Source organism: Sphingomonas prati (assembly GCF_014643515.1).
Taxonomy (GTDB): Bacteria; Pseudomonadota; Alphaproteobacteria; order Sphingomonadales; family Sphingomonadaceae; genus Sphingomonas_R; species Sphingomonas_R prati.
On the sequence record NZ_BMJP01000001.1, the window covers coordinates 1,167,386 to 1,185,568 of the forward strand.

An 18,183-nucleotide genomic window follows, 5' to 3' on the forward strand; every position below is an offset into this window, starting at 1 on the left:
GCCCACCCTCAACCAAGCCGCACCACCACCAGCACGGCCAGCACCAGCAGCGTCGCCACCGCCGCCCGTCCGCCCGCATCGCGGATCGTCAGCAGCGCGCGGTCCTGCACCGCCACGATCACCGGCACCAGCGCACCACCCGCCGAAACCCGGTCCCGCTCGGCCGGCGTAACCGATGCCACATCTGCCCCCACCGCCAGCGCACGACCATCCCGCCGCGCCCCGGACCACGCCGCCACCGCCCCGCGCATCGGCAACACCGCCGGCAGCAAGGCCAAACTCCACACCCCCACGGTCACCACCGCCACGATCGCGACCAGCGCCACCATCGCCACCGCCTGCCGCAGAGCCGCAGAGCATTCCAACTCACACCGCATCGCCGCCGCCACCGCGGGCAGATCAGCAGGCGCACCACCAGCGGGGTCCCACCCGACCGGCAAAGCCCCCGTCGCAATCCGGTCTAGCACCTCCGCCCGCTCCGGATGCAACGCCCGCACCCGCGCCACCGCAGGTTCGACCCCCACCCCGTCCGCCACCAGCTGCGCGACCATCTCGACCGCCAGCCAGTCGCCCGACCGATCCCCCCCGATCGCCCCGAACAACCCCGCCGCCAGGCTCGGCGCAGGCCCCGCAACCGGCGTAGCAATCTCGACAACAGCAGCCCGCGCCACCACCGGCCGCCGCGCGGCAAAGGCCAGCGTCGCGATCAGCGCCTCATCGTCCGGGTCGGGCATCGTCACCACCAGCCGCCCGTCCGTCACCGCCACCGGCACGATCCCGCGCGCGCGCAGGAACGCCGGGTCGATATCCCCCAGTTCGGCGGGCGTAGGGGGAAGCGGCCGTGACATCGCGTCCGCATAGCGCGGACCGGGGCCGTTCCGCCAGACCGGCATTGCCCTACCCGCGGCGCTGCACCAAGGTCGCACCCGAACCGCCCGAGGGAAGCGCGCATGAACCTGAACATCGCCGATCGCACCGCCATCGTCTGCGCGTCCAGCCGCGGGCTCGGCCGGGCCTGCGCGCTCGAACTCGCCCGCGCCGGCGCGCGCGTCGTCATCAACGGCCGCGACCCGGACAAGCTCGAGGCCACCGCCGCCGCAATCCGCCAGGAAACCGGCGCCGAAGTCATCGCCGTCGCCGCCGACCTGTCGACCGAGGCGGGCCGCACCGCCATCCTCGCCGCCATGCCGCACGTCGACATCCTCGTGAACAACAATGGCGGCCCGCCCGCGCGCGATTTCCGCATGGTCGATCGCGACGCCATGCTGGCCGGGCTGGAGGCGAACATGATCGCCCCCGCCATGCTGGTCCGGGCGGTGATCGACGGCATGGTCGACCGCCGCTTCGGCCGAATCGTCAACATCACCTCCGGATCGGTCAAGATGCCGCTCGCGGGCCTCGACCTGTCCAGCGGCGCGCGCGCCGGCCTCACCGGCTACCTCGCCGGCGTCGCCCGCTCGGTCGCGCACGCCAACGTCACGATCAACTACCTCCTGCCGGGCAGCTTCGACACCGACCGCATCACCTCGCTCGTCGCCGGCCAGGCCAAGGCATCCGGCCGCCCCGCCGCCGATATCCTCGCCGACCGCCTGGCCACCATCCCCGCCAAACGGCTCGGCACCCCCGCCGAATTCGGCGCCGCCTGCGCGTTCCTCTGCTCCGACATGGCCGGCTACATCACCGGCCAGAGCCTCCTCATCGACGGCGGCATCTTCCCGGGCATCATGTAGCTCCGGCGACGACCGTAAGGCTCGGACCACACCACAGAACCATCGAAGGCCGTTCATGCACGACGCGCTCATCTTCACCCCCGCCGACATCGACCTGTCGCGCTCCCCACTCCGCGCCACGCTCGGCGCCGCCACCTACGTCCTCGGCGCATTCAACCCCGGCTTCACCCGGCTTCCCTCCGGCAACCTCCTCATGGTGGTCCGCATTGCGGAAGCCCTCTCCGAGCCGGTCGTCGACAACCACGTCCACGCTATCCGCTGGACCCCCGCCGGCTACGTCCTCGACGCCCACCCGCTCGCCAACGTCGACATGACCGACCCCCGCCAGTTCGAACTGCGTGGCCACCCGCACCGCATGCTCGGCCTCACCTCGCTCTCCTGGCTGCTCCCCGTCGAACTCGACCCCACCGGCCGACAAGTCGTCGCCACACACTACGACCGCGCCATCGCACCCGCCGCCAGCTACCAGGATTATGGCGTGGAGGACGCCCGCATCAGCCGGATCGGCGACCGCTGGTACATGACCACCTGCTCGGTCAGCGCGGAACGCCACAGCACCACGCTCCACATCTCCGACAACGGGCTCGACTACCGGCTGGAGGGGATCGTGCTCGATCATCAGAACAAGGACATGCTCCTGTTCGAAGGGCGGATCGACGACGCCTACCACGCGCTCACCCGCCCGCTCGGCGAGGTCTACTTCGCCTACCCGCCCGAAAGCCCCTACGCCGGCGGCCCCGCGATCAACCTTGCCCGCTCGCCCGACGCGCTCCACTGGCGCCCGCTCGGCGCCCCCGGCCTGCGCGCGCGCAAGGGCAGCATGCCCGCCATGAAGATCGGCGGCGGCACGCCCCCCATCCTCACCCCCACCGGCTGGCTGATGCTCTACCACGGCGTCGAAACCCGCGAGAAAGTCGGCATCTACCGCACCTTCTGGGCGCTGCTCGACGCCACCGAACCCACCCGCATCCTCCGCATCGAGGACACCACCCCGCTGCTCGAGGCCTCCCCCACCCTCACCGCCCCGATCGCGGACCTCCTCTATCTCCCCACCCCGGTCGTGTTCACCACCGGCATTGTCGACGCCGGCGACCACTATATCGTCGCGTCCGGAGAAGCCGACCTGGCCTGCCGCATCACCCATCTGCCGAAGGCGCTGTTCGCATGACCGACTGGTGGAAATCGGCGGTCCTCTACCAGGTCTATCCGCGCTCGTTCCAGGACAGCGACGGCGACGGGATCGGCGACCTGAACGGCATCCGCGCCCGGCTCGATTACTTTGTCGCGCTGGGCATCGACGCGGTCTGGATCTCGCCGATCTTCCCCTCGCCGATGGCCGATTTCGGCTACGACGTCGCCGACTATACCGGCATCGATCCGCGTTTCGGCACGCTCGCGGACTTCGACGCGCTCGTCGCGGCCGCGCACGCCCGCGGCCTGAAACTGCTGCTCGATTTCGTCCCCAACCACAGTTCGGACCGGCACCCCTGGTTCGTGGAAAGCCGGTCGAGCCGCACCAACCCGAAACGCGACTGGTATCTCTGGGCCGATCGCGCGCCCGACGGCGGCCCGCCCAACAACTGGATCAGCGATTTCGGCGGCCCGACCTGGACCTACGACGACCGCACCGGCCAATATTACGAACATGCCTTCCTGGCCGAACAGCCCGACCTCAACTGGCGCAATCCGGACCTTCGCGCCGCGATGTACGCCGCGATGCGTTTCTGGTTCGACCGCGGCGTCGACGGGTTCCGCATCGACGTCCTGTGGCACATGGTGAAGGCGGCCGGTTTCCCCGACAATCCGCCCAACCCGCACTACCGCCACGGCATGGGCGAAATGCACCGCGTGCTGCAGATCAACAGCACCGACCAACCCGAGGTCCACGCCATCGCCGCCGAGATGCGCGCGGTCGCCGACGCCTATCCCGACCGCGTCCTGATCGGCGAAATCTACCTGCCGGTCCCCGATCTCATGGCCTATTACGGCACCCCTGAGCGTCCCGAGGTCCAGCTCCCCTTCAACTTCCAGCTGATCGACGCTGAGTGGGACGCCCCCACCCTCCACCGCATCATCGCCGAGTACGAGGCCGCCCTGCCGCCTGGCGCCTGGCCCAACTGGGTCCTCGGCAACCACGACCGCCCCCGCGTCGCCACCAAGCGCGGCCAGGCGCAAGCGCGCGTCGCCGCCATGCTCCTCCTCACCCTCCGCGGCACGCCGACGCTCTACTATGGCGACGAACTCGGCCTTGAAGACGTCCCGATCCCGGCGTCCCAGGTCCAGGACCCCCGCGAACTCCGCGAGCCCAATATCGGCCTTGGCCGCGACCCCGTCCGCACCCCCATGCCCTGGGACGCCACCGAAGGCGCAGGCTTCACCACCGCCACCCCCTGGCTCCCGCTCAACCCCGACCACGCCACCCGCAACGTCGTGACGCAGTCGGAGGACCCAACTTCACTTCTCAACCTGCACCGCCAACTCCTCGCCCTCCGCCGCACCCAGACCGCGCTCGAAACAGGCGACCTAACCCTCCTCGCCCCCGACCCGGCCATCCTCGCCTACCACCGCGGCCCCGACCTACTCGTCCTTCTCAACCTCACCGACACCCCGGCAAGCTACCCCATCCCCCAAGGCCACTGGCAAGCGCTCGCCTCCACTCTCCCCAACCCCGCGTCCCCCGGAACAACGATCGAACTCGCCCCCAACGAAGGCCTGATCCTCCACCGCCAAAGTTCCCCGGCGCAGCCCGGGGCCTAGACGCCACCGCTTCACCCCCTCGCCGAACACCGCTCACCAAAGGCCTCCGAAATGCGCATCGCCATGCTCGCCCCCATCTCCTGGCGCACCCCGCCGCGCCACTACGGCCCCTGGGAACTGGTCACCTCGCTCCTGACCGAGGCGCTCGTCGCGCGCGGCGTCGACGTCACGCTCTTCGCCACGCAGGATTCGATCACCGCCGGCACGCTCGCCGGCGTCGTCCCGCGCGCCTATTCCGAGGACCCGACGATCGACGCAAAGGTGTGGGAGGCGCTCCACATCGCCCATGTCTTCGAACGCGCCGCCGAGTTCGACATCATCCACAACCAGGCCGATTTCATGCCGCTCGCCTTCTCGCGGCTGGTCGACACGCCGGTCGTCACCACGATCCACGGCTTCGGATCGGACCGCATCCTGCCCGCCTACCGCGAATATCAGGACCGCGTCGCCTATGTCGCGATCAGCGCGGCCGACCGCCACCCCGACCTGCCCTATGCCGCCACCATCCACCACGGCATCCCGATCGACGATTTCCCGTTCGACCCGACCGGCAGCGATGACCTCCTCTTCTTCGGCCGCATCCACCCCGACAAGGGCGCCGCCGAAGCCATCGCCGCCGCCCGCGCCACCGGCCGCCGGCTGATCATGGCCGGCATCGTCCAGGACGAGGGCTATCACGAACGTGACGTCGCCCCCCACATCGACGGTACGCAGGCCAAATATCTCGGCGCGATCGGCGGCAAGCAGCGCACTGACACGCTCGGGGCCGCATACGCGCTCCTCCACCTCATCAATTTCGACGAACCGTTCGGCCTGTCGGTGGTCGAGGCGCTCGCCTGCGGCACCCCGGTCATCGCCACCCGCCGCGGTTCGATGGCGGAGATCATCGACCACGGCGTCACCGGTTTCCTCGTCGACAGCCTCGACGAAGCGATCGCCGCCATCCCGCGTATCGCCGAAATCGACCGCGGCGCCTGCCGCCAGTCGATCGCCGACCGCTTCACGATCGATCACATGGCCGACGCCTATCTCGCGCTCTACCGCGACATCCTCGGCCGCTGATCGGCGAAGGCGCAAAACCGCCTTGCCGCACCGCGCTCAACCCCTAGTCTCCGATACGACATGATCGTCCGGAGACCAGCCTTGCGCCCCACCGTCCTGCTGCTGCTCGCGCTGCTCACCCCCGTCACCGCCCCGGCGGCACCACCACCGAGCACGATCGCCCGCGCCCTCGCGATGCCGACGGCCAACAACCTGGTCGGCGCGGCCAACCGCCGGCGCTTCGCCTGGGTCGAGAACCGCGCCGGCGTCCGCAATCTCTGGCTGGCGGACGTGGGCACGCCCGGTCGCGCCCTCACCACCTACACGCAGGACGACGGCCTCGACCTCTACGACCTCGCCTTCGATCCGGACGGCAGCCACATCGTCTATGTCCGCGGCGGCGACCCCGAATATCCCGACGCCGCCGCCCCCAACCCCGCGCACCTCGCCACCCCGCCGCGGCAGGAGGTCCACCTCCGCACCGTCGCCGACGGCACCGACCGCATCCTCGGCACCGGCCACGCCCCCGCCTTTTCTCCGACCGGCGACCGCGTTGCCTGGACCGCCGACGGCACGCTCTGGATCGCGCCCGTCGCCGGCGGCGATCCGGTGAAGCTCGCCACGTTTGACGGCAGCGCCGGCCCACTCGCCTGGTCGCCCGACGGCACCCGCCTGCTGTTCCAGAACGACCGCAGCGGCCACGCCGTCACCGCATTGTTCGACGTGCCCAGCAAGACGATGCGCTACCTCGATCCAGCGCTCGGCTACGATGTCGATCCGGTCTTCTCGCCCGACGGCACCCGCGTCGCGTTCATCCGCTTCACGCCCCCGCCCGCCGCCGCCCCGGTCGCCAGCGGCCCCTATTGGTCGATCCACGTCGTCGACCTGCACGATTTCACCGCGCGCCAAGTGTGGGCCGCGCCCTCCGGCCCCGGCAACCGCTACGGCGGCACGCGCGGCCGCAACCTCTACTGGGCGGCGACCGGCGACCTGATCTTCCCATGGGAACGCACCGGCTGGATGCACGTCTACGCCGTCCCCGCCACCGGCGGCACACCGCGCGCGCTGACGACGGGCGACTTCGAAGTCGAGGATTTCCAGATCGACCGCGCGAAGCGCGACCTGCTCTACACCGCCAATGCCGGCGACCTCGAACGCCGCCGCGTCTGGCGTCGCCCCATCGCGGGCGGCACCGCGAAACCGATCGCTACCGGCCCGGCGATCGTCGCCTACCCTTCGCTCGGCGGCGACGCGGTCGCGACGATCGCCGCGGACGCCACCCACCCGGCCTATGTCGCGCTGGTCGGCAAGACCGGCACCACCACGCCGCTCGGCACGCAGGACGCCACCCCCGCCGCCCGCTACGTCGTCCCCAAAGTCGTGCAATTCACCGCCGACGACGGCGCCCCCGTCCACGCGCTCTACTTCCGCGCCCCCGGCACCGGCCGCCACCCGGCCTTGATCTTCCTTCACGGCGGCCCGCGGCGTCAGATGCTGCTCGGCTTCCACCCCTCGCGCTATTATTCCAACGCCTGGATCCTCAACCAGACGATGGTCGCAAAGGGCTATGACGTGCTCGTCGTCAACTATCGCGGCGGCACCGGCTACGGCCTCGCCTTTCGCGATGCGCCCGGAACCGGCCGCGACGGCGCCAGCGAATATCGCGATGTCCGCGCCGCCGGCACCTTCCTCGCCGTCCGCGCAGACGTCGATCCGGGCCGCATCGCGCTCTGGGGCGGCAGCTGGGGCGGCTACCTTACCGCGCTCGGACTCGCCCGCGACAGCGCGCTGTTCGCAACCGGCGTCGACCTGCACGGCGTCCACGACCTGACCCGCACGCCCAGCCCCGGCCTCTCCCCCACCGCGCAGGACGCCGCCCGCCTGCTCCAGTGGCAATCCTCGCCCGTGTCGGCGATCGACAGCTGGCGCGCCCCCGTCCTGCTGATCCACGGCGACGACGACCGCAACGTCGCCGTCTCGCAATCCTTCCTGCTCGCCGCCATGCTCAAGGCGCGCGGCATCCCCTACGAGGACATGCTCCTCCCCGACGAACGCCATTCGTTCATCCGCCACGACAGCTGGGTCCGCGCCTACGAGGCCACGATCGACTTCCTCGACCGCCACCTGAAACCGGGCGGTTGACGGCACCGCCCAACCGGAACCATGACCGATCACCACGGATTTAGTCTCCGATGCCACTATCCTGCGAAAGCCGACTTGCCGTGATCCAACCCGAAGCGCGCCTCTATTGCCCGACCTTCATGGGTCCAAGCGCATGACCGGCCGGTCGGTCCTCGTCCTCGGCGGCGGCGTGGTCGGCGTCGCGACCGCCTGGTACTGCGCGCAGGCCGGTTGCGCGGTCACGCTGATCGAACGACGCGAGGGCGTCGGCATGGAAACCAGCTTCGCCAATGCCGGCCAGGTTTCGCCAGGCTATTCCGCCCCCTGGGCCGGCCCCGGCATGCAGGTGAAGGCGCTCCGCTGGCTCGCGATGAAGCACGGCCCGCTCAAGGTCCAGCCCCGCATGGACCGCGCGCTGTTCGCCTGGCTCATCCGCTTCAACGCCGCCTGCACGGCGGAGGCCTACGCGACGGGCAAGTCGCGCATGATGCGGCTTGCCACCTACAGCCGCGACATGCTCCGGCTCCTCCGCGCCGAAACCGGCATTGCCTACGACCACGGCGAAGGCGGCACGCTGCAATTGTTCCGCACCCAGAAGCAGGTCGACGCCGCCATCAAGGACGTGACCGTCCTGCGCGAACTCGGCGTCGAACATCGTATGCTCGACCGCGCCGCCGTCCTCGCGCAGGAACCCGGCCTCGCCGCCGCCACCGCGCCGATCGCGGGCGGCCTGCTGCTCCCTGGCGACGAGACCGGCGACGCGCACCTCTTCACCCGCGAACTGGCGCGCATGGCGGCCGACGCCGGCGTCACCTTCGTCCACGACACCAACATCGACTCGATCGTCGCAAAGGACGGCCGCGTCGACCACGTGCTCGCCGGCGGCCAGACCTACCGCGCTGACGAGGTCGTGCTGGCGCTCGGCAGTTATTCCGCCGACATCGCCCGCCCGCTCGGCCTCGACCTGCCGGTCTACCCGCTCAAGGGCTATTCGCTCACCGCCCCCGTCGCCGACCCAGCCGGCGCGCCGCTGTCCACCGTCATGGACGAAACCTACAAGATCGGCATCACGCGGCTCGGCGGCCGCGTCCGGGTCGGCGGCACCGCCGAACTCGCCGGCTTCGACACGCGCCTGCCGTCGAAGCGGACCGAGGTCCTGCGCCTCAGCCTGACCGACCTCTTCCCGCGCGCCGCCGATCTCGACGCCGTGCAATACTGGACCGGCCTGCGCCCCGCCACGCCGGACGGCCCGCCGATCGTCGGCGCCTCGCCGATCGCCAACCTCTGGCTCAACTGCGGCCACGGCACGCTCGGCTGGACCATGGCCTGCGGCTCCGGCCGCCTCATCGCCGACCTCATCACCGGCGCCACGCCCGACATTGACTACGCGGACCTGTCCTACGCACGGTACAGTCCTGTAAACGCGTAAACTAGCAACAGCCCACCCCGTTTGGTTCGAGCCTGTCGAGAACTCCGCACTGAGTTCGAACAAAAGGCGCCGGACTAAACCTCCCGCCGCCGCCCAATGATCCGCGCAACCGCCATGTCCGCCGTCACATTCCCGGTCGTGCGAAAGATATCCGGCATCGTCTCCACCGCCAGCAACAGCGGCAGCAGCCCGACCGGCAACCCCATCGCCAGGCAGATCGGCCCGATCGTCGTGAAGAAGGTGATCTGCCCCGGCAACCCGACCGCCGCCAGGCTGACCAGCGCCGCCACCATCACCCCAACGGTCAGCGTGACCAACGACAGCGGCACCCCGTACAACTGCGCGATATAGATCGCGACAGCCAGGTTCGCCGCCGGACTCGTCACGCGGAACAGCGAGATCGCCAGCGGCAGCACGATACTCCGTACCGTCGCCAAGACCGCCAGCGGCCCGTCACACGCCGCGATCATCGCGGGCAATGCCGCGATCGACGATTGCGTGCTGAACGCGATCGCCTGCGCCGGTACCGCGGCCCGTGCGAACCGCCCCGCCCCGATCCGCCCGAACAGCATGACCACCGGATAGATCAGCATAGTCAGCGCCAGACACACCGCAGAAACGACCATGACGTAATGCAGCAGCGTGCCCGCACTCGCCAGTCCAGACCGGTATCCCGCAACCAGCCCCAGCGCGAACACCCCGATCGGCGCGAGCCACAGGACCCAACCGACCACGACGAGCAACGTGTCCACCATCGCCTCGAAGAACGCGATCAGTACCGCGCGCTGCTCTGCTTTTATCCGCGTCGCGGCAAAGCCGAACAGCAGCGCGAACAGGACGACGCCGACCATCTCGCCGTCCGCCGCGGCGCGGATCGGGTTGACCGGTATGAACCCGACTAGCCACGCCGCCGATGGCTCGACCGCCCCCGCTGGGATCGCCGCCCCGCTCGCCACCGCGCCACTCAATGCCGCCGCCCCGCCCGCCGGCACCGGCCACCAGGCCAGGATCGCCGACGTCGCCGCCGCGCTGAACGTCGCCGACGCGAGCAGCGCGACCGCGAACAGCAGGATCGCCCGCCCCGCAACGCCGCCCGCACGCACCGACAGCGCCGCCGAGGCGATCCCCGTCACCAGCAGGCCAAAGACCAGCGGCACCAGTGTCATCTGCAGCCCCGCCAGCCACGCCTGCCCGATCGGCTCGGCCACCGCCAGCGGCCCGGCGACTTCGACATGGGCAAGCCCGGCACCGGCCGCCAGGCCGGACACCAGCGCCAGCACGATCCGCCCGGTCATCGCCATATCGTCATTGCTTCGATTCCGGTCCCATGGCCGCCCCGAACGAAATAATCCGTCCTGTCACCTTCATCGGCAAGCCGATCCTGCTTGTCCATGCTACGTGTAACGGACGTCAGTTCCGCGGTCTTCCGTTGCGGGACCGCGCCGAAACGCAGATTTTCCAATGATTGCGCGAGACTGCGGCGCCAGGCAGCAAATCGTGTCTACGGAAGAACAGTTCAGCAACATCGTTCAAAAGACGCATGTGACATATCGGTAATTCAGATCTACTGACGAGATTGCAGGTTCGACCTAAAATCAATAAAAAATCGAAACATTGACTTGGATAGTGTATACAAATTCCCTAAGTGACCAAAAGCGAGGTTCGGAACGGGTGCAATCCACCGGCCGGCTCGCTCTGATACAAAGGACACTCTATTCCATGCCTGCCAACGAAGATCTCCTCGGCCTCGTCGCCGATATCGTTTCTGCCCATGTCTCGAACAATAATGTCGCGACCGCCGAAGTTCCCGGCCTGATCCGCGCGACATATGAAGCGATGGCGGGCCTTGGCGAGCCGCAGGAGCCCGAGCCAGCCGGGAAGCCGGAACCGGCCGTGTCGGCGCGCAAGTCGCTGTCCAACCCGAACCACATCCTGTCGATGATCGACGGGAAGCCGTACACGATGCTGAAGCGCCATCTTGCGCAGAATGGCATGACGCCGGCCGAGTATCGCGAACGCTTCGACCTGCCGTCGGACTATCCGATGACGGCGAAGGCCTATAGTGAGCGTCGCCGCGAACTCGCCCACAGCTTCGGCCTCGGTCGCAAGAAGGTCGAGCCCGCCGCCGCCCCCGCCAAGCCGGAGCGCAAGCCGCGCGCCAAGAAGGCCGCCGCCGACGCCGACCAGAGCAACGACGCCTGATCCGATGACGATCCGCGGCTGCGCCATGCAGTCGCGGATCGTCGCGTTTTCATGATCGATCGGAACAGATCGGTCAGTCTGGTCGCGCCGTCCCGGCCGCCGCCAGGAACATCGCGACGACATGCCGCATCGTCCGCTGCTTGTCGCATTGCCCAGGCGCTTCCGCATCGCTGAATACGGCGCGCAACTGCGGCGCCTGGAAGAATATGCTGTTGAATATATGGGCGGATAGCTCCGGGTCGGGCACATGTGTGCGGCCCTCGGCATTCCACCGCCTGAACAGCGCGATGAATTCATTCATCATTGGCGCATTGTTGCCTGCATAGACGCGTGCCGCGAACTCAGGCGACGTCAGCGCCTCGCTCATCACCAGTCGGATCAGGCCCACGAACCGCGGATCACCCATCAGATCCATCAGGTGGCACGCCGCTTCGAACAGAATGTCCGCCGGCGCCCCATCCTTTGACAGAATGACGCGCAAACGGCCGATCCCGTCGAACCGCTCGGCGTCGACCACCGCACCCAGCAGTCCGATCTTGCTGCCGAACAGATCGTAGAGCGTCGACAGCGAACCGCCCGATCGGCGCACGATCTGCGTCAGGCTGACCGCATCGAAGCCCCGCTCCAGGAACAGTTCGCCCGCCGCGGTGACCATCGCTTCCGCGCGGCGCTCGCGGCGCCCGGTTTCGGGGGTGTGCTCGTCTGCCGTACCCATTGATCGTGATTCCATGCTGCGGCGCAAAAGCGATTTGACGCGTAGTGTATCATACATTACATACTGTGACACAAGGCGTCGAGTCCGCTCGAAACCGATCGTTCATCATATCGACCGATACAGAACAAAAAGGGGCTCGTTGCTCATGTTCGCCAGTCTGAAAAACGGCGCCTCTGGCGTCACGCTTGCGTTCGCGCTGGCACTCCTGCTGCCGGCGTGCGCGCAGGAAGCACCCCCCGCCCCACCACCGCCCGAAGTCGAAATAGTGACGATTCAGCCGACGTCGGTCGCCCACGTCGTCGAACTCCCCGGCCGCGTCGCGGCGATCCGAACGGCGGAGGTCCGCGCCCGCGTCGACGGCATCGTCGAACGGCGCACATATGAGGAAGGCACCGACGTCCGCGCCGGCCAATTGCTGTTCCGCGTCGACCCCCGCGAACGCCGCGCCGACTTCGAAGCCGCCCAGGCTACGCTGCGCCGCAGCGAAGCCTCTGCCCGCAATGCAGCTCAGGTCGTCGCCCGCTATCAGCCGCTTGTCGGACAGCAAGCGATCAGCAAGCAGGAATATGACGCCGCCGTGGCGCAGCAGCGGACCGGCCAGGCCGACGTCGCCAACGCCCGCGCACAGGCCGATCGTGCCCGCCTGACGCTCAACTACACCAATGTCGTCGCCCCCATCTCGGGCCGCGCCGGTCGCGCCGAAGTGACCGAGGGCGCACTCGTCAGTGCCACCGGCGCAACGCTGCTTACTCGTATCGAACAGCTCGATCCGATTTACGTGAACTTTTCGCAATCAAGCAGCGACCTGATGCAGCTCCGACGCGACATCGCCGCCGGACTGGTCAAGACGCCCAACCTGAACAAGGTCCAGGTCTCGCTCGCGCTGGAAGACGGCACACCCTACGGTCCGAAGGGCCGGCTCGACTTCCTCGACATGTCGGTCGACGAATCGACCGGCACCGTCTCGCTCCGCGCCGAATTCCCGAACCCGAACCGCTACCTGCTGCCCGGCCAGTTCGTGCGTGCGAAGGTGTCGGCCGGCACCGACACGCGCGGCATCACCGTGCCGCAGCGCGCGGTCACGATCGGGCCGAAGGGCGCGACCGTCATGATCGTCGGCCAGAACAACATCGCCACCGTCCGCGAAATCCGCGTCGGCGACTTGCAAGGCAGCAACTGGGTCGTGACCGAAGGCCTGCGCCCCGGTGACCGCGTCATCGTCAACGGCGCGCAAAAGGCGCAACCCGGCGCACCTGTCCGGATCGCCGCACCCGCGGGTCGCCGTCCCGCCGCGGCGTCGCCAGCCGCCCCGGCGGCGGCGCAGCGCTGATCCGATGAAGCCGCCGTCCCCCCGGACCCGTCTCGTGACGCCGCCGCGTCATGACGGGTCCGGTCGTGCGCGCACCTGTTCCCAGCTTCACGAAGGCTAGGCCCCATGTTTTCCCGCTTCTTCATCGGCCGCCCGGTCTTCGCCTGGGTGATCGCGCTCGGCATCCTGCTCGGCGGCATCCTCGCGCTTCGCGCGCTGCCGATCGAGCAATATCCGGACGTTGCCCCGCCCTCGCTCCAGATCTCCGTCACCTATCCTGGTGCCGATGCCGCCACGCTCGAACAGAATGTGACGCAGGTGATCGAACAGGAACTGAACGGCGTGGAGGGCTTCCTCTACATGTCGTCGACCAGCCTTTCGAACGGCACCGCATCGATCACGGTGAACTTTGAGTCCGGCACGAACATCGATACGGCGCAGATGGACGTCCAGAACCGTCTGCGCCGCGTCGAACAGCGTCTGCCCGAGGAAGTCCGCCGCCAGGGCGTGCTGGTCAGCGAAGCCAATGCCGGCTTCCTGCAGATCGTGGCACTCACCTCCAAGGGTGGTGAAACGGACAGCACGGAACTCGGCAACATCGCCTCCAACCAGATCATCGACGAGCTGCGCCGCGTCCCCGGCGTGGGCGACATCCGCCTGTTCGGCAGCCCGTACGCAATGCGCATCTGGCTCGATCCGGACAAGCTCGCCACCTACAGGCTGTCTTCGGCAGAAGCACTTGCCGCCGTCACCGAACAGAACAGCCAGACCGCCGGCGGTTCGCTGGGGGATCAGCCCGTCGCCAAGGGTAGCGAGCTGAACGCCACGATCATCACACAGAACCGCTTCACCAACGCGCAGCAGTTCGAAAACATCATCCTGAGAGCGAACCCAGACGGGTCCACCGTGACGCTGGCCGATGTCGGTCGAGTCGAACTGGGCGCGCAGGATTACAGCACCGGCACCGAACTGAACGGCAAGCCGATGGCCGGCATGGCAATCCAGCTGCGCACCGGCGCCAACGCGCTCGCCACCGGCGAAGGCGTCAAGGCCCGCATGGCGGAACTGGCCAAGGGCCTGCCTGCCGACGTCGCCTGGTCGATTCCCTACGACACGACACCATTCATCACCGTGTCGGTCGAGGAAGTGATCAAGACACTCGTCGAGGCGATGATCCTCGTCTTCCTCGTCATGTTTCTGTTCCTCCAGAACTGGCGCGCCACGGTCATCCCGACGCTCGTTGTCCCGATCGCGCTGGCCGGTGCCTGCCTCGGCCTCTGGCTGTTCGGTTTCTCGATCAACGTGCTGACGCTGTTCGGCATGGTGCTCGCGATCGGCATCCTCGTCGACGACGCCATCGTGGTGATCGAGAATGTCGAACGCATCATGGCGGAGGAACATCTGTCGCCGCGCGATGCGACGATCAAGGCGATGGGCCAGATCACGACCGCCATCGTCGGCATCACGCTTGTCCTGATGGCGGTGTTCGTGCCGATGGCGTTCTTCCCCGGCTCGACCGGCGGCATCTACCGCCAGTTCTCGATCACGCTCGTCGTCTCGATCGCCTTCTCCGCGCTGCTCGCACTCACGCTCACCCCCGCGCTCTGCGCCACCCTGCTGAAACCGCATGAGCAGGAGAAGAAGCCGTCGCGCTTCCCCTTCGTCCAGCGCTTCTTCGGCGGCTTCAACAAACGCTTCGCGCGCACCACCGACAAATATCAACGCGGCGTCGGCTCGATCCTGAAAAGCCCGGTCCGGTGGCTTGGGGTCGCGCTCCTGCTCTTCGGGCTGACCGCACTGCTGTTCACCCGGCTCCCCGGCGGCTTCCTCCCCTCGGAGGATCAGGGCTACACAATCTCCGTCATCCAGGCGCCGCCCGGTGCCACGCGCCAGCGGACGGACGAGGCGATCCGCGCGACGCAGGCGTTCTTCGACGCGCAGCCGCAGGTTGCCAACGTGATCGCCGTCCGCGGGTTCAGCTTCTTCGGCCAGGGTCAATCAACCGCGATGGTGTTCGCACCGCTGAAGCCGTGGGAGGATCGACCCGGCGTGGAAAACAGCGCCGCGACGCTCGCCGGCAAGGCGCTCGGCGCGTTGTCGACGGTGAAGCAGGCGATCATCTTCACGCTCACCCCGCCTCCGATCCAGCAGCTCGGCAACGCCACCGGCTTCTCATTCCGGCTCCAGGCCCGCGGCGGCCAGAGCGAGGAAGAGCTGACGGCCGCGCGCAACCAGCTCCTCGGCATGGCATCGCAAAGTCCGGTGCTCGCCAATGTCCGTCCCGAAGGGATGGAGCCTGCGCCGCAGCTGAAGGTCAATATCGACCGCGTCCGCGCCCGCGCGCTCGGCCTGTCGATCGGCGACGTCAACACCACGCTCTCGATCGCGGCCGGCTCCGCCTATGCGAATGACTTCAACCGCGATGGCCGCGTCCTGCGCGTCTATCTGCAGGCCGATGCCCCCTACCGCATGACGCCTGCGGACATCCTCAACCTGCGCGTCCGCAACGCGGCGGGCGACATGGTGCCGTTCGGCGCCTTCACCACCGCCACCTGGACGGTCGGGCCGCCGCAGCTGCAACGCTACAACGGCTACCCCTCCGCCTCGATCTCCGGCGAATCCAAGCCCGGCTATTCGACGGGCGACGCGCTGACCGAGATGGAACAGCTGGTCGCAAAGGTCCCCGGCGGGTTCGACTATGAATGGACCGGTACCTCGTTCGAGGAACGCCAGTCCGGCGGCCAGATCGGGCTGCTGCTCGGCCTGTCGCTGATCGTCGTCTTCCTGCTGCTGGCGGCCTTGTACGAAAGCTGGACGGTGCCCGTCGCGGTGCTGCTGGTCGTGCCGCTCGGCGTGCTGGGGTCGATCCTGTTTACGATGATGCGCGGCTATTCGGCGGACGTGTATTTCAACGTCGGTCTGATCACGATCATCGGTCTCGCCGCGAAGAACGCGATCCTGATCGTCGAATTCGCGATCGAGCAGGAGGCCGAGGGCAAGAGCGTGTTCGATGCCACGATGGAGGCGGTGAAGCTCCGGCTGCGCCCCATCATCATGACCAGCCTTGCCTTCATCCTGGGCATGGTGCCGCTCTTCATCTCGACGGGCGCTGGTGCCGCCAGCCGGCGTGCGGTCGGCACTGGCGTGATGGGCGGGATGATCGCGGCCACCATCCTCGGCATCTTCTTCATCCCGCTCTTCTACATCGCGGTCCGCCGCTGGTTGACGCGAAAGGCACCGCACGCCCCCAACGCGCACACCGGCGAGGACCATGGCCACAAGGATGGGGAACCGACCCATGCATGATCGTTCCCAACGCGCCCGGTCACAGCCCCGCCTGGCGTGGCCACTGCTCGCCGCCACCGCGCTGTCGGCGTGCAACATGGCGCCCAAGCACGTCACCCCGGCGCTCAGCACCGCGACCGACTATCCGGCCGAGGTGCTGCCCGCGGGCGGCTCCGTCCCGGCCACCGCGATCGGCTGGCAGGATTATTTCCAGGACCCGCGTCTCCGCGAACTGATCGCGATTGCGCTCGTGAACAACCGCGACCTGCGCGTGTCCGTCGCGCGGATCGAAGAAGCGCGTGGCCAGTATCGCATCCAGCGCGCGAACCAGCTGCCGCAGCTTGCGGCGACGGGCAGTGCCACACGCCGCCGCGCCGGCATCGCATCGATCCAGAGCCAGACCGGCGGATCCACGACGGTCCCGACCGACGGCAGTGCCGAAACGCCGAACGGCTTCACGTTCAACACCTATAATGTCGGCGTCGCGGTCACCTCGTTCGAACTCGATTTCTGGGGCCGCGTCGCGAACCTCAGCGAGGCCGCGCGATCGAACTTCCTGTCCACCGTCGCGGCGGAACGCGCGTTCCGGCTGTCGCTGATCCGCGATCTGGCGACCGCCTACCTCACCTCACGCTCGCTGTCCGAACAGGCCGATCTCGCCGACCGCACGATCGCGTCACGCCGCGAAGGGCTGCGGATCGCCAAGCTCCGGCTCGACGCCGGCGTCACCTCCGCACTCGACTACCGCCAGGCCGAAGTGCTGGTGACCCAGGCCGAAACCGAAGCCGCCTCGCTTCGCAACCAGCGGGCGCAGCAACGCAACATCGTCCGGCTGCTCGTCGGGCAACCGATCGACGAGGAGACGCTCGCGCCCGCCTCGACGCTCGATAACCAGGGCATCATCCGCGATATCGCGGCCGGCCTGCCTTCCGAACTGCTCGCCAACCGCCCGGACATCCTCCAGTCGGAGGAACAGCTTCGCGCCGCCCGCGCCAATGTCGGCGCCGCGCGCGCCGCCTTCTTCCCGTCGATCACGCTCACCGGCCAGGCGGGCTACACCTCGTCGCAGCTCGGCAACCTCATCGGGCCGGAGGGTCTGGGCTGGAGCTTCGGCCCGTCGATCTCGTTGCCGATCTTCGACTGGGGCGCACGCAAGGGTGACCTCACCGTCGCCCGTGCCCGCGAAACCATTGCGGTCGCGACCTACGAGAAGACCGTCCAGACCGCCTTCCGCGAAGTCGCCGATGCGCTCGCCGGCCGCCGCTACCTGCGCGAACAGATCGCCGCCCAGGTCCGCGCCGTCACCGCCCAACGCACGCTCGCGCAGCTGGCCCAGTCGCGCTACCAGAACGGCGTCGCGCAATATTTGGAGGTCCTTGACGCGCAACGCAGCCTGTTCTCGGCGGAACAGGCGCTCATCACCCTACGCGGCAACGAACTCACCAACCTCGTCTCGCTCTACGCGGCCCTCGGCGGCGGCCTAGGCCCCCCACCCCCGCTCCGCCCCGGCGACGCCGCCCCGCTCGCAGCCGTCACGCCCGTCCAGCCCCGCTAACGAAGGCGCAACAAGCCACCTCTCCCCTCCGGGGAGAGG

The 18,183-nt window shown here is 68.3% G+C and carries 13 protein-coding genes; 10 read left to right on the plus strand and 3 right to left on the minus strand.

From position 1 onward, the window contains the following. Positions 1-8: 8 nt before the first annotated feature. Positions 9-848, minus strand: coding sequence for a GspE/PulE/PilB domain-containing protein (locus IEX50_RS17645; RefSeq protein ID WP_188699421.1), 840 nt, complete (start codon positions 846-848; stop codon positions 9-11). A 102-nt stretch (positions 849-950) separates the two neighbouring features. Here IEX50_RS17645 and IEX50_RS05355 point away from each other — a divergent pair, with 102 nt between their 5' ends. From IEX50_RS05355 to IEX50_RS05380, 6 genes are all read left to right on the plus strand, one after another. Continuing rightward, complete coding sequence (locus IEX50_RS05355; protein WP_157175301.1) at positions 951-1,730, plus strand: SDR family oxidoreductase; 780 nt, start codon at positions 951-953, stop codon at positions 1,728-1,730. Between the two features lie 55 nt (positions 1,731-1,785). Continuing rightward, a complete protein-coding gene (locus IEX50_RS05360) occupies positions 1,786-2,898 on the plus strand; it encodes a glycoside hydrolase family 130 protein (protein WP_157175300.1) in 1,113 nt (370 codons plus the stop codon). After that, positions 2,895-4,487, plus strand: coding sequence for an alpha-amylase family glycosyl hydrolase (locus IEX50_RS05365; RefSeq protein ID WP_157175299.1), 1,593 nt, complete (start codon positions 2,895-2,897; stop codon positions 4,485-4,487). Before IEX50_RS05360 ends, IEX50_RS05365 begins: the two co-directional genes overlap by 4 nt. Positions 4,488-4,538: 51 nt before the next feature. Beyond that, positions 4,539-5,549, plus strand: a complete 1,011-nt coding sequence (locus IEX50_RS05370) for a glycosyltransferase family 4 protein (RefSeq protein ID WP_157175298.1) — start codon at positions 4,539-4,541, stop codon at positions 5,547-5,549. An 81-nt stretch (positions 5,550-5,630) separates the two neighbouring features. Next, the gene (locus tag IEX50_RS05375) at positions 5,631-7,670 is read left to right on the plus strand and encodes a S9 family peptidase (protein WP_229673672.1); all 2,040 of its coding nucleotides are present in this window, start codon (positions 5,631-5,633) and stop codon (positions 7,668-7,670) included. Between the two features lie 133 nt (positions 7,671-7,803). Beyond that, positions 7,804-9,078 (plus strand): D-amino acid dehydrogenase, encoded by a 1,275-nt coding sequence (locus tag IEX50_RS05380; RefSeq protein ID WP_157175296.1) that lies wholly within the window; start codon positions 7,804-7,806, stop codon positions 9,076-9,078. Positions 9,079-9,152: 74 nt separating this feature from the next. On the opposite strand, the gene IEX50_RS05385 is transcribed toward IEX50_RS05380, so the two are convergent. Beyond that, the gene (locus IEX50_RS05385) at positions 9,153-10,379 is read right to left on the minus strand and encodes a dicarboxylate/amino acid:cation symporter (protein WP_157175295.1); all 1,227 of its coding nucleotides are present in this window, start codon (positions 10,377-10,379) and stop codon (positions 9,153-9,155) included. A 418-nt stretch (positions 10,380-10,797) separates the two neighbouring features. Here IEX50_RS05385 and IEX50_RS05390 point away from each other — a divergent pair, with 418 nt between their 5' ends. After that, positions 10,798-11,280, plus strand: a complete 483-nt coding sequence (locus IEX50_RS05390; RefSeq protein WP_157175294.1) for a Ros/MucR family transcriptional regulator — start codon at positions 10,798-10,800, stop codon at positions 11,278-11,280. Positions 11,281-11,353: 73 nt separating this feature from the next. Here IEX50_RS05390 and IEX50_RS05395 read toward each other — a convergent pair whose 3' ends face one another. Continuing rightward, positions 11,354-11,995, minus strand: coding sequence for a TetR/AcrR family transcriptional regulator (locus IEX50_RS05395; protein ID WP_157175293.1), 642 nt, complete (start codon positions 11,993-11,995; stop codon positions 11,354-11,356). 145 nt (positions 11,996-12,140) lie between these two features. Between IEX50_RS05395 and IEX50_RS05400 the strand changes: the two genes are divergently transcribed. The 3 genes from IEX50_RS05400 (at position 12,141) to IEX50_RS05410 (ending at position 18,144) form a co-directional block, all read left to right on the plus strand. Further along, complete coding sequence (locus IEX50_RS05400; protein WP_157175292.1) at positions 12,141-13,325, plus strand: efflux RND transporter periplasmic adaptor subunit; 1,185 nt, start codon at positions 12,141-12,143, stop codon at positions 13,323-13,325. Positions 13,326-13,430: 105 nt separating this feature from the next. Next, entirely contained in the window at positions 13,431-16,610 is a 3,180-nt protein-coding gene (locus IEX50_RS05405) for an efflux RND transporter permease subunit (RefSeq protein WP_157175291.1), read from the plus strand. Further along, positions 16,603-18,144 carry an efflux transporter outer membrane subunit gene (locus IEX50_RS05410; RefSeq protein ID WP_157175290.1) on the plus strand — a complete coding sequence of 514 codons (1,542 nt, stop codon included), beginning with the start codon at positions 16,603-16,605 and terminating at the stop codon, positions 18,142-18,144. The genes IEX50_RS05405 and IEX50_RS05410 overlap by 8 nt, the downstream gene beginning before the upstream one ends. Positions 18,145-18,183 lie beyond the last annotated feature (39 nt).

Excerpts from the sequence above, each read along its gene's own strand:
- IEX50_RS05400 (WP_157175292.1), top strand. The coding sequence starts at position 12,141 with ATGTTCGCCAGTCTGAAAAACGGCGCCTCTGGCGTCACGCTTGCGTTC.
- IEX50_RS05410 (WP_157175290.1), top strand. The coding sequence starts at position 16,603 with ATGCATGATCGTTCCCAACGCGCCCGGTCACAGCCCCGCCTGGCGTGG.
- IEX50_RS05370 (WP_157175298.1), top strand. The coding sequence starts at position 4,539 with ATGCGCATCGCCATGCTCGCCCCCATCTCCTGGCGCACCCCGCCGCGC.
- IEX50_RS17645 (WP_188699421.1), bottom strand. The coding sequence starts at position 848 with ATGTCACGGCCGCTTCCCCCTACGCCCGCCGAACTGGGGGATATCGAC.
- IEX50_RS05385 (WP_157175295.1), bottom strand. The coding sequence starts at position 10,379 with ATGGCGATGACCGGGCGGATCGTGCTGGCGCTGGTGTCCGGCCTGGCG.
- IEX50_RS05355 (WP_157175301.1), top strand. The coding sequence starts at position 951 with ATGAACCTGAACATCGCCGATCGCACCGCCATCGTCTGCGCGTCCAGC.
- IEX50_RS05390 (WP_157175294.1), top strand. The coding sequence starts at position 10,798 with ATGCCTGCCAACGAAGATCTCCTCGGCCTCGTCGCCGATATCGTTTCT.
- IEX50_RS05365 (WP_157175299.1), top strand. The coding sequence starts at position 2,895 with ATGACCGACTGGTGGAAATCGGCGGTCCTCTACCAGGTCTATCCGCGC.
- IEX50_RS05380 (WP_157175296.1), top strand. The coding sequence starts at position 7,804 with ATGACCGGCCGGTCGGTCCTCGTCCTCGGCGGCGGCGTGGTCGGCGTC.
- IEX50_RS05405 (WP_157175291.1), top strand. The coding sequence starts at position 13,431 with ATGTTTTCCCGCTTCTTCATCGGCCGCCCGGTCTTCGCCTGGGTGATC.
- IEX50_RS05395 (WP_157175293.1), bottom strand. The coding sequence starts at position 11,995 with ATGGGTACGGCAGACGAGCACACCCCCGAAACCGGGCGCCGCGAGCGC.
- IEX50_RS05360 (WP_157175300.1), top strand. The coding sequence starts at position 1,786 with ATGCACGACGCGCTCATCTTCACCCCCGCCGACATCGACCTGTCGCGC.